Origin of the sequence: Shewanella sp. DNRA4 (genome assembly GCF_012843185.1) — a bacterium.
GTDB lineage: Bacteria > Pseudomonadota > Gammaproteobacteria > Enterobacterales > Shewanellaceae > Shewanella > Shewanella xiamenensis.
In genome coordinates this window covers 227,947-243,923 of record NZ_JABAIP010000005.1, presented here as the reverse complement: position 1 = coordinate 243,923, position 15,977 = coordinate 227,947, and the positions used below count along the sequence as shown (strand labels likewise).

The 15,977-nt window shown below is 46.5% G+C and carries 11 protein-coding genes; 3 read left to right on the top strand and 8 right to left on the bottom strand.

The window, feature by feature from the left end; all coding sequences use genetic code 11:
- Window positions 1-31: 31 nt before the first annotated feature.
- From HG547_RS07475 to dnaK, 3 genes are all read right to left on the bottom strand, one after another.
- Window positions 32-904 carry a DUF6236 family protein gene (locus HG547_RS07475; RefSeq protein ID WP_169547471.1) on the bottom strand — a complete coding sequence of 291 codons (873 nt, stop codon included), beginning with the start codon at window positions 902-904 and terminating at the stop codon, window positions 32-34.
- Window positions 905-1,401: 497 nt separating this feature from the next.
- Window positions 1,402-2,535, bottom strand: a complete 1,134-nt coding sequence (dnaJ, locus tag HG547_RS07470; RefSeq protein WP_037414972.1) for a molecular chaperone DnaJ — start codon at window positions 2,533-2,535, stop codon at window positions 1,402-1,404.
- A gap of 109 nt (window positions 2,536-2,644) precedes the next feature.
- Entirely contained in the window at window positions 2,645-4,564 is a 1,920-nt protein-coding gene (gene dnaK, locus HG547_RS07465) for a molecular chaperone DnaK (RefSeq protein WP_169547470.1), read from the bottom strand.
- A 286-nt stretch (window positions 4,565-4,850) separates the two neighbouring features.
- Here dnaK and HG547_RS07460 point away from each other — a divergent pair, with 286 nt between their 5' ends.
- The 3 genes from HG547_RS07460 (at window position 4,851) to HG547_RS07450 (ending at window position 6,797) form a co-directional block, all read left to right on the top strand.
- Window positions 4,851-5,771, top strand: a complete 921-nt coding sequence (locus HG547_RS07460) for a DMT family transporter (protein ID WP_169547469.1) — start codon at window positions 4,851-4,853, stop codon at window positions 5,769-5,771.
- Window positions 5,772-5,907: 136 nt separating this feature from the next.
- A complete protein-coding gene (ybaK, locus tag HG547_RS07455; protein ID WP_169547468.1) occupies window positions 5,908-6,384 on the top strand; it encodes a Cys-tRNA(Pro) deacylase in 477 nt (158 codons plus the stop codon).
- 110 nt (window positions 6,385-6,494) lie between these two features.
- Entirely contained in the window at window positions 6,495-6,797 is a 303-nt protein-coding gene (locus HG547_RS07450) for a hypothetical protein (protein ID WP_169547467.1), read from the top strand.
- Between the two features lie 58 nt (window positions 6,798-6,855).
- Here HG547_RS07450 and HG547_RS07445 read toward each other — a convergent pair whose 3' ends face one another.
- The 5 genes from HG547_RS07445 to HG547_RS07425 all read right to left on the bottom strand — a co-directional run bounded on the left by HG547_RS07445 (window position 6,856) and on the right by HG547_RS07425 (window position 15,763).
- Window positions 6,856-8,133 carry a glutamate-5-semialdehyde dehydrogenase gene (locus HG547_RS07445; protein WP_169547466.1) on the bottom strand — a complete coding sequence of 426 codons (1,278 nt, stop codon included), beginning with the start codon at window positions 8,131-8,133 and terminating at the stop codon, window positions 6,856-6,858.
- A 12-nt stretch (window positions 8,134-8,145) separates the two neighbouring features.
- Window positions 8,146-9,264 (bottom strand): glutamate 5-kinase, encoded by a 1,119-nt coding sequence (gene proB / locus HG547_RS07440; RefSeq protein ID WP_037414989.1) that lies wholly within the window; start codon window positions 9,262-9,264, stop codon window positions 8,146-8,148.
- A 177-nt stretch (window positions 9,265-9,441) separates the two neighbouring features.
- Window positions 9,442-10,731, bottom strand: coding sequence for an NCS2 family permease (locus tag HG547_RS07435; protein ID WP_037414991.1), 1,290 nt, complete (start codon window positions 10,729-10,731; stop codon window positions 9,442-9,444).
- A 408-nt stretch (window positions 10,732-11,139) separates the two neighbouring features.
- Window positions 11,140-13,305 (bottom strand): TonB-dependent siderophore receptor, encoded by a 2,166-nt coding sequence (locus HG547_RS07430; protein ID WP_069453366.1) that lies wholly within the window; start codon window positions 13,303-13,305, stop codon window positions 11,140-11,142.
- A 919-nt stretch (window positions 13,306-14,224) separates the two neighbouring features.
- The gene (locus HG547_RS07425) at window positions 14,225-15,763 is read right to left on the bottom strand and encodes a leucyl aminopeptidase family protein (RefSeq protein WP_169547465.1); all 1,539 of its coding nucleotides are present in this window, start codon (window positions 15,761-15,763) and stop codon (window positions 14,225-14,227) included.
- Window positions 15,764-15,977: the final 214 nt, after the last annotated feature.

Here is a 15,977-nt window from a genome sequence, read left to right as displayed (position 1 = left end):
TACTTCTACAAAAATCACCTAAAACTATGCCTTATCTAAGCCTAATTAAATCTCGATTAACAGAAGAAAGATACGAAAGTTTATTTTTGTCGCTTTTATCCTGTAGCTTAGGAGCCTTCTTAATATCAGCCGATACCTTAAAACTTGACAGAGCGATACCGAACACTGTTGCAAATACGGTGGCCAAACTATCAGAATTTGCAAATGACATCGCCCCTCCAGTTGCAACACCAGTTACAATCGATTTGTAGTCAAAAGATAGATTAACCTTGAAGTCTGATAGATGAAAATAACTCCATTTCTCTGCTGTCACTTTCATTGATTCCTCAACTGATTTTGCAAAGTCTTGGGTTATAAGTCTTTGTGCAAGAGCCCTGTCAGGCTCTCTCTGCATCTGCAAACATAACTGGTCTAAGTGATACCACATGGCATCTAATTCAGACTTTCTTGCAAGTTTAAACTGAAGAATTTCTTCTATTGGTGTATCTGAGGGAGGTGTTGGTAAAACGTTGGATAATGCGAGAGATAACTGATTTCGTGATTCTGATACTTCATCAGGAAAAAAATTTTGTTCTCCATGTTGAGCTAATACCCACTTTCCAGGTTCTTGAGATAAATAGTGCTGCGCAATTGCTAATTGCCCGTTAATTAATGGCGTAGCCCCTAAATCCCCCCCCAATTCTCTAAGCTCGAGTCTTGGCCTAAAAATTATCTTTTGTTTAATTAACTCATCCTCAAAAGGAGATACTCTCACATGAATTAAATTATTAGTGGGTAGGACGATTTTATCCCAATAAAGTAAATATTGATTAAGAGCCTCTGAGGAAAACCCTACCTTAAGATTTACACCTCCTAATGGGTTGTCTGTCACCGTCAAAGGCAAAGCTATAATACCTTTTTCCATTTTATCCCTTGAGTTAACACTAAACTTGCATGATTACATAACCACCTAAAATTGTAAAAAACTAGGTCAGAATTTTGGAGGTTATTTCTTCACATTACCATTTTTGACTATACGGATTATCTGGCTGGAATACGCAGGACTTAAAAAGAATTAAGCGCTGTCATGGAAGTGACCGTTGACGGCATGGCCGCTCATTCACATCTGACCCATAGGGATATGGGAAATGTCACTATGATGCCGGGAGCATCATTGACCATGTGATCGCGGCATTCGCACATCCATACGCAGCATATGCCGTCATCGAGCCCTCAGGATGACTTATTTTTACCCCATAGTCAGGCGAGTCACTGAAATGACTGTGCTTAATTGATTGCTGCGGACAGAGTTTGAAATTTGAGCATGCAATCAAGCATAAAAAAGCCCCGCTAGTGCTAAACACTGCGAGGCTTTATTTATCTCGTGCGCTGCTAACATAACAGCAGCGCCACTGAACCTAATTAGCTATTTAGGTCTTGGAAAAACTTCTTCACGCCATCGAAAAAGCCCTCAGCCTTTGGGCTGTGCTTCTTTGATTCGCCGGTTAAGGTCGCTTCAAACTCACGCAGTAATTCTTTCTGACGCTCGTTTAGGTTGACTGGCGTTTCCATCACGACTTTGCAGAGCAAATCGCCAACGGCATGGCTGCGAACCGATTTAACCCCTTTACCACGCAGACGGAACATACGGCCCGTTTGAGTTTCGGCTGGGATCTTCAGGCTGACTTTACCGTCCAGTGTTGGCACTTCAATCTCACCACCGAGCGCCGCTTTACTGAATGAAATCGGCACTTCGCAGTAGAGGTTGTTGCCATCGCGAACAAAGATGGCATGTTCACGCACACTGACCTGAACATATAAATCGCCCGCTGGCGCGCCAAACTCGCCCGCTTCACCTTCACCCGCTAAACGAATACGGTCGCCAGTGTCGACACCAGCTGGGATCTTAACTGACAGTGTCTTCGTTTTTTCGACACGGCCATCGCCATGGCACTTAGTGCAAGGATCTTTAATGATCTTGCCGCGACCATGGCAGGTTGGACAAGGCTGTTGCACGGTAAAGAAACCTTGGCGCATTTGCACTTGGCCTTGACCATGACAGGTTGTACAGGTGGTCGCCGACGTGCCTTTTTTCGCACCGCTGCCGTCACACACATCACAGCTGGCTAAGGTTGGAATACGCAGTTCTTTGGTGAGGCCTTTTACGGCTTCTTCCAGTGATAACTCTAGGTTGTAACGTAAATCTGAGCCGCGGGCCGCTTGGCGTTGACCGCCACGACGTCCACCGCCGAAAATATCGCCAAAGACATCACCGAAAATATCACCGAAATCTCCCGCGCCGCCGTAGCCACCACCACCGCCGCGATTGGGATCCACACCCGCATGACCAAATTGGTCATAGGCCGCTTTTTTGTTGGCATCGGTAAGGATTTCGTAGGCTTCTTTGACTTCTTTGAAGCTCGCTTCGGCAGCTTTATCGCCAGGGTTGCGGTCGGGGTGAAACTTCATCGCCAAACGCTTGTAGGCTTTTTTAATTTCACGTTCGCTGGCGTCACGACCAACGCCTAATACTTCGTAATAATCTCGCTTTGACATAATCTCATGCTTCTCAGCTTAAGTTGAACGAACGGGCGTTAGGGTTTCCCCGTAACGCCCGCCTAGAAATTAACTATTTGAAATCAACCAATTTGATTGAGAGCAAATGTTATTTCTTGTCGTCTTTCACTTCTTCAAATTCAGCATCGACAACGTCATCGGCAGTCGCGTTAGACTGTTTAGCAGCACCTTCTTGTGCGCCGCCTTGAGTTTGAGCTTTAGCCTGAGCGATTTCCATCAGCTTAGCAGACGCTTCAATCAGCGCTTGAGTCGCTTTTTCAATGGCTTCTTTGTCGTTGCCTTTTGCAGCAGTTTCAACTGCGCTCATTGCCGCTTCAATCTTAGCTTTGTCTTCGCTTGGCAGTGCATCGCCCGCTTCTTCAACTTGTTTCTTAGTTGCGTGAACTAAGCCGTCAGCTTGGTTACGAGATTGCACTAACTCTTCAAACTTCTTGTCTTCTTCAGCGTGGGCTTCAGCGTCACGTACCATTTGCGCCACTTCTTCTTCGCTTAAGCCAGAAGAAGCTTTGATGGTGATGTTTTGTTTCTTACCGGTTTTCTTATCGGTTGCAGAAACATGCAGAATACCGTCAGCGTCGATATCGAACATCACTTCAATTTGTGGCATGCCACGTGGTGCAGGCTCAATACCGTCTAAGTTAAATTGACCTAATGACTTGTTCGCGCTCGCTTGCTTACGCTCACCTTGCAGTACGTGAATGGTTACTGCACTTTGGTTGTCATCGGCTGTTGAGAACACTTGCTGTGCCTTAGTCGGAATAGTGGTGTTTTTCTCAATCAGCTTGGTCATTACGCTGCCCATGGTTTCAATACCCAGAGACAGTGGTGTTACGTCTAACAGCAGAACGTCTTTCACGTCGCCGGACAGTACGCCCGCTTGAATCGCAGCACCTACGGCTACCGCTTCGTCTGGGTTTACGTCTTTACGAGGTTCTTTACCGAAGAAGTTAGTCACCGCTTCTTGAACCTTAGGCATACGGGTTTGACCGCCCACTAAAATCACTTCGTTAATGTCTGATACTGATAAGTCAGCGTCAGCCAGTGCCACTTTTAATGGCTCTAAAGTACGAATGATTAAGTCTTCAACCAGTGACTCTAACTTAGCACGGGTGATTTTCACCACTAAGTGCTTAGGACCTGTTGCATCGGCAGTGATGTATGGCAGGTTCACTTCAGTTTGGTTGGTGCTTGAAAGCTCAATCTTCGCCTTTTCAGCCGCTTCTTTCAGACGTTGCATTGCTAATGGATCTTTACGCAGATCTAAGCCTTGCTCTTTCTTGAATTCGTCAGCTAAGTAGTTGATTAAACGGTTGTCAAAGTCTTCACCACCTAAGTGAGTGTCACCGTTAGTCGCTAATACTTCGAAGGTTTGGTCGCCGTCGTTGCTGTCGATTTCGATGATAGAGATATCGAATGTACCACCACCTAAGTCATACACTGCAACGATGTTGTCGCCTTGCTTCTTGTCGATACCGTAGGCCAGAGCTGCAGCCGTTGGTTCGTTGATAATACGTTTAACTTCAAGACCTGCGATGCGGCCTGCATCTTTAGTGGCTTGACGTTGTGAATCGTTAAAGTATGCAGGTACGGTAATTACCGCTTCTGTCACTTCTTCACCTAAGAAGTCTTCTGCAGTTTTCTTCATCTTTTTCAAGATTTCAGCAGAAACTTGTGGTGGAGCCATTTTGTTGCCACGTGATTCAACCCAAGCATCACCGTTGTCGGCTTGGATAATTTTGAATGGCATGATGTTCACGTCACGTTGAACTTCGTCATCTTTGAAGCGACGACCGATCAAACGCTTGATCGCGAAGAATGTGTTATTTGGGTTAGTTACAGCTTGGCGTTTTGCTGGCTGACCCACGATGGTCTCATCATCGGTATAAGCGATGATAGACGGGGTTGTGCGATCGCCTTCAGCATTCTCTAATACGCGTGCTTTGCCACCATCGAGGACAGCTACACAAGAGTTTGTTGTGCCTAAGTCGATACCAATAATTTTACCCATGAGGTCCTCCGAAAAATTTCTGTCAAACTAAATTAATAAGTTGGTTTTGATATGGGGCCGGACGCATTTTTTTCAAGTCCACTGTTGGCCACCTTCTCAGCCTTAACACCTATATTGGGACAGGGAATTTAATTACAAGGGCCATACAAAAAATTTTCTGATTTATCTTTTCGAAAAACTCAGCTGTATAAAATATTCAAAACGGTAAAATCCGCTTGCATATCAACAATAGCTGTTATTCAATCTGCGCACATTGAGTGGCGGTTTAAGTGCATAAGGTAAGAGTGTGAAATCTTCAAATTTGGCGTATGTGTACGGCATGGGTGCGGTATTCCTCTGGTCGACGGTGGCAACCGCCTTTAAGATTGCCCTCGGATTTTATAGCCCGTTGCAACTGGTGTTTGTGGCAGTACTCACCTCTATCGTCACCCTTGGCACCATCCTCGCTTGGCAAAAAAAACTTCCTCTACTTAAAGTACAACTGTTACGCCGTCCGACTTTTTATCTGGTCACAGGGCTGATTAATCCCTTTCTTTATTATGTGGTGCTGTTTAAAGCCTATTCACTGTTACCCGCCCAGCAAGCACTCTCGCTTAATTACACTTGGGCGGTATTACTGCCACTGTTGGCGGCACCTTTGCTTAAACAGCATTTACGTAAGAGCGATATGATTGCGGCTCTTATCGCCTACTCTGGGGTATTTATTATTGCCACCGGCGGCGATATCAGCGGTTTTCGCTTCGATAGCCCCCTTGGCATTGGGCTGGCGCTGACTAGCACCCTGCTCTGGTGCCTATATTGGATTGTGAACACCAAAGATCAAGGCGACCCGGTCGTCAGCCTACTGTTGAGCTTTTTAATCGGTTTACCCTTTATTGCCATCACGCTGTTACTTACCGATGCGATCCCTAGCTTTAGCATTAAAGCCGTGATGGCGGGGATGTATGTCGGCTTATTTGAAATGGGGATTACCTTTGTACTCTGGTTAATGGCGCTTAAAACTGCGACTCGCACCGCCAATATCAGCACCTTAGTGTTTTTATCGCCGGTGATGTCGATTGGTTTTATTGCTTGGATTTTGCAAGAAACCATCGCCACCGCAACCTACATTGGCCTAGGCTTTATTTTAAGCGGCATGATGTTGCAGCAGTTATTCCCGCGCTATCTAGAGCGCAAAACCAAACTCAATACCAAGCTTGCAGACTGAATAAGGCGTATCACTCGGGCATAGGCAATTTATGCCCGAGCTAACATTTTAACGCCGCAGAAAGAGCTACTATGACGGACTTTTATTGCCCCCTAGACTTTTATTGCACCTAATTTTGGGGCGCGAGGACAAGAGCATGACACCAGCCGTACAAATGGCAAAGAAAGCCAAAATTCCCTTTGAAATCTTAGAATACAGCCACGACCCACACTGCGCCGCCTACGGTGAAGAAGCCGCCAATGTGTTAGGCCTCGCTCCCGCGCAGGTATTTAAAACCTTACTGGTCGCGACCGATAAAGCTCATCCGCCGCTTGCGGTTGCGCTCGTTCCGGTTGATCATCAACTCAATTTAAAAGCCGTAGCCAAATGTTTAGGCCAGAAAAAACTGCAAATGGCCGATGCGGATTTAGCGCAAAAGTCTTCCGGCTATTTGGTTGGAGGGATCAGCCCGTTAGCGCAAAAGAAGCAACTGCCAACGCTGATTGATGAAAGTGCGAAGCAATTTGACAAAATCTATGTCAGTGCTGGTCGCCGTGGGCTTGAGATATGTCTCGCTGCAAATGACTTAGCGAAGTTGTGCCGCGGAACATTTGCCGATATTAAAACCCTATAACTTAAACTCGGCCTAGAAAATTCTTTTACACGCTATCCATAAAATCATTGAAAAGCCCCCCTTAACCGTCTATAAATTAAACAATCGGTTAAGTGACTAAGGATAGTCATATGGAAAAATCAACCCATTGGAATCAAGAAGATGGCATACCCCCTATCGGTTGGGTTGCCATGCTTGTGTGTATCGCCCTTTTTATCTACGAGCATTTTTGGGGGAATGGTTTTACCACCATGGTTGTGATGCTCTATTGCAGTTTTTTACTTCCGTCGGTATTACTGACTCGCAAAGTGCAAGAGAAGTATTTTCTCTATACCTTGGAATATATCCGGCCCTTTCGAAAATTCACCACAGTGATGTCAATCGCTTTTGTATGTTTATGGCTGATTGCCACCTATACCCCACTTATCCACTAAGATAAAGATTTACCACTAAAAAGCCGCTTTTCAGCGGCTTTTTAGTGTACCAATCAGGCTATGAACGACTCGTATAATCGCCCCACGCTAACCACTTATAGGTGGTTAGCGCCTCAAGCCCCATTGGACCACGGGCATGGAGCTTTTGCGTACTTACAGCCACCTCGGCACCTAGGCCAAATTGGCCGCCATCGGTAAAGCGGGTACTGGCATTTACATACACAGCGGCCGAATTAACCTCATTCATAAAATACGTTGCAGCATGGATATCATCGGTCAGAATCGCCTCAGAGTGCCCACTGGAATAGGTACGGATATGGGTAATTGCTGCATCAATATCACTCACTACTTTAATGCCTAAGGTCAAAGATAACCATTCGGTCGCAAAGCTTTGCTCCGTTGCCGGGGAAATATCAAACCCCAACCCATCGAGCAGTGTATAGCTTTGTTCGCACACCGAAAAACGCACACCTAAACGATGTAAGTATTCGGCAATTTGTGGCACAAAGCGCTCGGCAACAGCGTTATCCACCAGCAAGGTATCCAGAGCGTTGCATACCGTTGGGCGCTGCACTTTTGCGTTGGCAATCACCTCAAGAGCCCGCTCAAGATCGGCATGTTTATCGACATACAGATGGCAGATCCCAATGCCACCTAAAATCACCGGAATTGTAGCTTGCTCGGCACAAAGGCGCTGTAATGCTTGCCCGCCACGGGGAACAATCATATCGACATATTGGTCGAGCTTGAGTAGCCCTGTGACTAAGGCTCTATCGGGAGAATCAATCAGCTGCACCGCATCGATAGGCAGCCCTTGGCTTGCAATCGCTCCACGGATCACTTCACTAATCAGTTTGTTGGATTCGAGGGTCTCTTTTCCGCCACGTAAAATCACCGCATTACCGGTTTTAAGTGCCAACACCGCAATATCGACCGTTACATTCGGCCGTGCCTCATAGATAACCCCTATCACACCAAGCGGTACGCGGCGGCGCGTGAGCCTTAAGCCATTGTCCAACACTCGGCTACCGAACTCTTCGCCAACGGGATCGGCAAGGCGAACCACATCGCTAATGTCACCGATAATCCCCGCTAGGCGCGACTCGGTCAGTAATAGACGGTCGATCATCGCATCACTCAAACCATCAGCCTTTGCGGCTACAACGTCTTTGGCGTTCGCCGCAAGAATAGCCTGAGTGTTCTGCGTCAAGGCCTCGGCAATCGCCTCGAGTAAATCCGCTTTCTGTGCGGCGCTAAGATTAGCCAAGGCATAGCTGGCTTGCTTAGCTTGACTACCCAGTTGTTGTAAATATTGCGCTTGATTAGTTTGACTCAAAACAGACCTCGCTTATAAGACGACCATGTCGTTGCGGTGCACTATTGCGTCACCATAATCGTAACCGAGTACAGACTCGATTTCGTCGGAATGTTTACCTGCGATTAACCCTAAGGCCTCACCACAGTAACGGGTTATGCCTCTGGCAATGATTTTGCCTTTTTGGTCAACCAATTGCAGGGTTGCCCCGCGTTCAAATTCCCCTTTAACGCCAATAATGCCCTTCGATAACAGGCTGCGACCTTTTTCGGTCACGGCTTTAACGGCGCCCGCATCGAGCACCAGTGAACCTTGGGCGGCGGGTCCCGCTAAAATCCACTGTTTACGGCTCTCTAACGGATTTTCGATCGCACTAAAATGGGTGCCAATGGATTCTTTAGCGACCACCTTTTTAATCACATCAGGATGATGGCCCGAGGCAATGACCACTTCAATCCCCGCACGACGAGCGATATCGGCCGCTTCGAGCTTAGTCGACATCCCCCCGGTGCCTAACCCCGAGACCGAACCACCCGCTAACAGACGCAAACTGTCATCAATTTTCTCAACCTGCGAAATCAATTTGGCATTGGGATTGGTGCGTGGATCAGCATCGAATAAGCCCTTTTGATCCGTCAACAAAATCAACAGATCAGCATCACACAGCAATGCTGCGCGCGCTGACAAGTTGTCGTTGTCACCCACTTTGATTTCGTTAGTTGCAACCGCATCATTTTCATTGATGATGGGGATAATATTGTGTGCCAGCAAAGCATTAAGCGTATCGCGGGCATTCAAATAGCGCTCTCTATCGTGTAGGTCTGCACGGGTCAACAGCAATTGCCCCACATGTAAACCGTAGATGCTAAAGAGTTGCGCCCAAGCAAGAATAAGCTGACTCTGCCCGACAGCGGCTAATAACTGTTTGTTAGCCATAGTGTCGGGCAATACCGGGTATTGGAGATGTTCGCGTCCTGCGGCAATTGCCCCAGAAGTACATAATACGACTTCGACCCCTGATCTCATCAGTGCGGCCATTTGACGAGCAAGCTCAACCATATGGGCTTTATCTAGCTGTTTACTGCCAGAAGTCAGCACACTCGTCCCCAACTTCACCACCACGCGGCGATACGCTATCTCACTTAAGTTCATTATTCATTTGTAGAAAATAACCGGACAATCCTTATACCTAATCCGCTAGATAATTGGTAGTCAGAGGGCTGGATGCGGGTAGAAATTTTCAATTCTGCTTGGGATCGCGCATTAAAAAGGGCCATCAATTAGATGACCCTCAAAAAATATCCCTTAAACGGCAACTCGTTCTAAGTATCAGCCGTAAATAAATTTCGCAATAAACATCGCAGCAAGCACCAGCACACCGATATTTAAATCGCTAAACCGACCCGTTAACAGCTTGATGGCCGCATAGGAAATAATTCCCAGTGCAATCCCTGTCGCAATCGAGAAGGTCAGCGGCATCAGGATACACACCACGACTACTGGCGCAGCCTCAGTTAAGTCTTCCCATTCAACGTGAACCAACCCTGACATCATCAGTATAGCCACATAGAACAGCGTACCTGCCGTGGCATAGGCGGGGATCATCCCTGCTAAAGGCGATAAAAATAATGCCAAGATAAACAGCAAACCAACCACCACCGCCGTTAAGCCAGTTCGACCGCCCGCACTCACCCCAGCGGTACTTTCGATATAACTGGTGGTGGTAGAAGTCCCTAAGGCTGCACCTGCAATCGTCGCTAAACTGTCAGCGGTTAAGGCACGATTTAATCGAGGTAAACGGCCCTTTTCATCGAGAAAACCACCACGCTGAGCAACCGCAACTAAGGTGCCTGAAGTATCAAATAAATCCACAAATAAGAAGGCAAACACCACTGAGAGCATAGTTACTTCAAACACTTGGGATAAATCCATCGCCATAAACGTGGGCGCAATTGAAGGCGGCATAGAGACGATGCCGTTGTAATGCACATCGCCAAATACCAATCCAAGCCCAGTAATGATCAGGATACTTAAAATCACCGCTGACTTCATGCCACGCTGCACCATAGCGATAATGAGGAAGAAACCTAATACAGCCATCACCGCCGGAAACGCAGTAATATCGCCCATGGTCACTAAGGTTGCAGGGCTTGCCACCACAATACCAGCACTCTTAAGGCCGATCAGCGCTAAGAACAGACCAATACCCGCAGCAATACCAATACGCAGCGACATAGGAATACTGTTAACAATCCACTCGCGAATACGCACTAAAGATAGGATCAGAAAGCAGATCCCCGATAAGAAAACCGCACCGAGTGCCGTTTCCCAGCTGTAGCCCATCTCACCCACCACAGTGTAGGTAAAAAAGGCATTGAGTCCCATACCTGGGGCGAGCGCGATAGGATAATTCGCCATCAGCCCCATCACGATACAACCTACGGCCGCAGCTAAACAGGTAGCCACAAACACGGCGCCATGATCCATACCCGCATCGGCTAACATCATGGGATTCACAAAAATGATGTAGGCCATCGTCATAAATGTTGTCAAACCTGCTATCGCTTCCTGCTTGAGGCTCGTTTGATTTTGTTTCAGTTTGAACAGCTTTTCTAACATGGAACTGGGTTCCTTTTATTTTTAAGTAGGTAGGGTCTAAAAATGTAAACACTATGTAGCAGTGTTTTTCGCAGGGGATTATAGGGAGTTTGTGCTGGTCAGGCCAGAAAATTGATGGAGATTTTATTGATAGAAATCGCTAAACAGAACAAAAAACCACCGCACTTAATTTACATTAAAGTTCACTGTAAATAGGGGTTAGCATACCAGTCTTAATCTAGGAAAATTCAAACGTCGTTCAGGATTAACAGCGTATTGTTTTTAAAGCGAAATAATCACAAAACAGTACAATGGTTTTCCCATACAGGCATATTAGGCTGCATCTGCGCAGCCAATGGGATTTAAGTCGATAGCAAAAAGCCGGCGCCCTTAAGGGCACCGGCTTTTTGAGTTCAACGGGGAAAATGCTTAAAAGCGATAGTTAAAGCTGACGGTAAAGTTACGTGGAGCACCGTAGTGATACACACTGTATGCTAGGCCAGACGCTGACATATAGGCATAATATTTCTCATCCAGCAGATTCTCTACGTTAACCTGTAGATCCATATTCTCAGCCAGATCGTAGCGCGCCATCAGATTCACTAGGGAGTAAGCATCCTGCTTAATTGCCACATCACTGACATCTGAGTAACTGTCACTTTGCCAATTCACTCCACCACCTATGGTTAACTCAGGCAATAAGTCCACAAATTGATAGGTGGTAAACAGTTTAAATTGCTTCTGCGGACTGGTAGTTGCGACTCGCTTACCCTCTGCATCTTCGGCATTAAATTGCGAGTAACCCGCAGAGATATTCCAGCCATCGGCAGGCTCACCCACCACTTCTAGCTCAAAACCCTTACTCTTTGTGCCTTGTGCGGCCTCATAGTAATTCACGGGTTTACCACCGATATAAATCGTTCCGGCTAAGGTTGCCAAGTTATCTTGGTCAATTTGGAACACGGCTACAGTGGTATGTAGACGATCGTCAAGATAAGCACTCTTCAGACCTAATTCGTAGGCTTTGCCTTCTAATGGATCGAGGTAATTTTGATCGGCATCGAAATTATTCTGCGGATTAAAAATCCCGGTATAACTGGCGTAAATACGATGCGCGTCATTGATATCGTACAAGGCGCCAACATAGGGCACAAACACGCCATCATCGCCAAAGTTAGTATCGGTACCATAGCTCACGCCTTCACGGTTCCAGCTTGAAATACGTCCACCGGCAATCAGTTTAAAATCATCGGTAATGGTCAGGCGGGTCGCCGCATAAAAGCCTTTTTGCTCGGTATCCATATTGAGCTGACGGTTCGCGTTGCTCGACCATTCAGGCTCAGCAAACTGATTTTGTTGCCATTCGTAGAAGTTATCGACCACTTGTGAGTCCCAACCCGTCATATTGTCACGGATAGGCTCATAGGTATCAGCGTAGGATTTTTGCTTACTATACAAAGCCCCCGTCACAAACTCATGGGTTTGACCAAAGAGGTCATAGTCGCCTTTAAGCTGCACATCAAAGTTATTCGAGTTACTTTCACCATGGCTGTGATAACGCTGACCACTAAGCCCCGCCCCCGTGTCTTTATCGAGTAAACCCGACATGTAAATCATCTTAGTGGTGGTTTCATATTCCATGCGGTTGTAGTTAGCCACCAATTGCCAGCCATTGCTAAAGTAATGATTTAGGTTAGCAAAGTAGTTAATGTTTTTAGTTTCCCAGCGGCTCCAATCGGCGGCTGTAGTGGTCGATGTATCCCAATCTGTGGCAGAACCATCGCTAAAGACGGCGGGCAACGCGCCCCACATCGCCCCTTTCGGATCGTTGTGGTTATAGCTACCACCGACACGCAGTAAAGTGTTGGCGGTGATATCGCTATCGACAACACCATAGAGAATGGTTTTACGGTCTTGATATAGATCTTGATAGGAATCGCTATTCACATACTTAGCGACCAAACGGCCACGCACACTGCCGTCTTCATTCAGACCATTAGACACATCCGCAGTGACTTGTTTTTTATCCCAACTTCCAGTGGCGACATCCACATAACCTTTAAGATCAGAACTGTCAGCATGCTTACGCACTAAGTTAATCGAGGCAGAAGGATCGCCAGCGCCGGTTAATAATCCGGTAGCACCACGAACGACTTCAACGCGCTCGTAGATAGACACATCTGATACCGTTTCGCCAGCATCGCCGCCTAAACTCCAAGATAAAGGCACGCCATCAATTTGATAGTTTTGCACGGTAAAACCGCGAGCCGAAAAACCGTTACGCACGTTATCAGTTTTTGAGGAAGACAAACCCACAGTGTTATTGACTACATCGACCACAGTATTTAATGCCTGATCTTCAATTCGATCCGCCGTCATGATGCTGACCGACTGAGGCGTTTCTCGTAATGTGAGTCCTAGACCTGTCGCGGTATCAATATTGCGACTCACAGTGTATTTACCCATCACTGTGATTTTTTCGATATTTTGATCTTGTGCCTCTGTTTTAGAAGAGGTTTGTTCTTCGGCCATCAATGCCAAAGGATTCAAGGCTAGTGTGACCGCAGCCGCCAGAGGAAGTAGATTAAAACGCATAGTCGTTCAGCAAGTTTCGTCAAGGTGCGCATACGGTAACACCATTGATAACGATTTGCATTTGTATTTTATGTGACAAATGTAACAAATTCATCATTCATAAGTCGTACAAAAAGATGAATAGATTAATGACAAGGTTTTATGTTTTAAAAACAGCTAATTAAATTAACTATTGCGAAGAGTAGTCATCGCAAGATGGCCGCAAAAAATTTTACGTTTATGGGAAGGAATGAGAGGCATTGCGTCATAACGACAGAAAAAAGCTAAAAAAAAGCCTGCTCAATGAGCAGGCAAGACATGTTTCAAGCGTCCCTTTCGGGGAAGTACATTACCGCGCTAGCGGGAAAAACCTGGCATACCCATGCAAAAACACCGATATGCTACTTGAGTCTAAACACGCCCCAAAAGGCGATACAAAGGTTGATGGATGATGGAAACTAGATTTAAAGGGATAGTTAGCCCTTAAAGCTCATAGCGAATAAACCGCCACGCAAAACATCAGTGTTAAACCAAGTATTTTGCCAATAAAAATGGTTGTTGCCTGTATAAGACATAGTCAATTACTCCTAAGTAAAGTTGAGATTAAGTACTCTAGTAAAGCTTGGCTCGGTTCCTTGGAACTAGAGATTCTCAAATCCGTTGAGACGACTTGTCACTCGGGTCCTTGGAGAAGGGTATCCATCCTGGATAGACTAGAGGGGAAAGGTTTAATGCCCTGTCCACGAAAACTATTATATGTTTTCGTAGTTTTATTACAAGCTTTTTTTGTATTTATTTTGATTAAGGCTTTTTAATGTAATTAAATTACACAAACCATCAAAAATATTGGCGACATGCATCACATAAAAACAGAAATAACCCTGTAACCATCTAATAAATAAGATATTACAGAATTATTTCTATTTGTTACGTTATTTCGTTAACGATTGATCAGATATTGATACAAACTAACCAAGGGGCTGGCAGTGGGTTTACCGTAGAGCGGATCGCCCTCAGTTGCACTGCCCGCAATATCTAAGTGTGTATAAGCTAAAGGAATAGCGGCATTAACACCGTGTTCAAACAGACCTGACGCCTTAAGTAGAAAGGCTGCAGGATATTGATGCCCGCGGGCAGTTACTGAAGACGGCGCATTGTTTGAAGATAAAATATCAGCCGCCCCAGACACTTCGCGGATCTTGGCAAAATCCTCACGGCGTAATGTGGAAACCTCAAAGGGTTCGCCCCAGTGGCTCGCTTGTGACGCAAGTGTCTGCGCGCACAGTGCACCACTAGCGACCGCGTTTTCAACCGCTGCGGAATAATTACCATAGCAGCGCACCACATGTCCCGTGAGCGTCGCAACCGAAAACAGCTCAGGCTTAACAGCCGTTACCGCTTTAATACGCAGATGACTGAGCAAATCAGCCAGCACTAAACGACCTTCAGCGTCGGTATTACCAATGCGTACCCGCACGCCCGCATGGCTGGTGATAATTTCATCGGTGACAAACGCTTCGCTGCCAATGCTATTACGCACTAAACCCAGTTCGGCAATCACCCGGATCCCTTTAGGCTTAAGCATAGACAAGGTTTTAAATAACCCAGCCACAGCAGAGGCGCCGCCTTTATCGCGGCTCATGCCGGCCATTGCGCCGCCGACTTTCAGATCGGCGCCGCCCGTATCGTAGACCACACCTTTGCCAGCAAATAAGAAGGTACGAGTAATCTCACCTTCGGGCAGATATTCGAGTTTTACCACCCGCGGTTGATGCCGCCCAACAGCAAAGGAAGAACGCGCCACCGCACTTAACAGCGGATAATCCCGTTCAAGGATATCCCGATCTTCCACCACTGCGGTTTTAATCACACTGCCTTTAAAGGCTTGCAAACAATATTCAGCAAAGGCCTTCGCCGACATACGCTCAGGTTCAGTGCCACATAAATCCCGCACTAATACGCGGCCTGCTTCTAATGCGTTGAGCAAATGACTCTTTTCAGATGATAACGACAATAAACCTATCGCTTCAAAGGCTGGCGTTAAGCCTGTCGCCTCACGTAACTCTAAGGTTTGCCATAATTCTTGACCACAGGCCAACGCCGCGACTTCGGTCGCAAAACCAAACTTAGGGGATGCTGAAGGAACAACATAAAGCAGCGGACGCTTAGCCCCCGCGTCTTTTGCGATAGCAATCGCAGCTCTTGCCGCATCGCCATAAATACGCACATCGGCATAATCATCAGTCACTTGAGTGACGGGCGCTATGATTAAACGGCCACCGGCTAAACCCGGTGCAAATAGTAACGTCGGGCTCTTACCAACCCGCTTATCGACCTTAGCACCGTGCTCGGCCAACAAACTGATCTCATCAATTCCGATAGAAACGAGATCCGGTGTGACCACCACAACCGCATCCCAACCTTCGCCATCAAAAATGGCATTTTCTGCTTGTACATCAATAAAGTTAACTTGAAACATGACCCATCCTTTTTCATTATTGTGCCAGCATTATTCCCGCTATAACGCTTAATTACCAATCAAAAAATCGCTTTGCCACTATCGAAAATACAGAGGGTGGCAACTTTCGCTGCCACAAACGTACACGGAGTTATCGAGATGATTAATCGCCCGAGCAGAATGTGTTAGGATTAGCCCAAATTTGCCCCATACCCACAAGACCTGATGAGGGACC

Excerpts from the sequence above, each read along its gene's own strand:
- HG547_RS07475 (WP_169547471.1), bottom strand. The coding sequence starts at position 904 with ATGGAAAAAGGTATTATAGCTTTGCCTTTGACGGTGACAGACAACCCA.
- dnaJ (WP_037414972.1), bottom strand. The coding sequence starts at position 2,535 with ATGTCAAAGCGAGATTATTACGAAGTATTAGGCGTTGGTCGTGACGCC.
- dnaK (WP_169547470.1), bottom strand. The coding sequence starts at position 4,564 with ATGGGTAAAATTATTGGTATCGACTTAGGCACAACAAACTCTTGTGTA.
- ybaK (WP_169547468.1), top strand. The coding sequence starts at position 5,908 with ATGACACCAGCCGTACAAATGGCAAAGAAAGCCAAAATTCCCTTTGAA.
- HG547_RS07450 (WP_169547467.1), top strand. The coding sequence starts at position 6,495 with ATGGAAAAATCAACCCATTGGAATCAAGAAGATGGCATACCCCCTATC.
- proB (WP_037414989.1), bottom strand. The coding sequence starts at position 9,264 with ATGAACTTAAGTGAGATAGCGTATCGCCGCGTGGTGGTGAAGTTGGGG.
- HG547_RS07435 (WP_037414991.1), bottom strand. The coding sequence starts at position 10,731 with ATGTTAGAAAAGCTGTTCAAACTGAAACAAAATCAAACGAGCCTCAAG.
- HG547_RS07430 (WP_069453366.1), bottom strand. The coding sequence starts at position 13,305 with ATGCGTTTTAATCTACTTCCTCTGGCGGCTGCGGTCACACTAGCCTTG.
- HG547_RS07425 (WP_169547465.1), bottom strand. The coding sequence starts at position 15,763 with ATGTTTCAAGTTAACTTTATTGATGTACAAGCAGAAAATGCCATTTTT.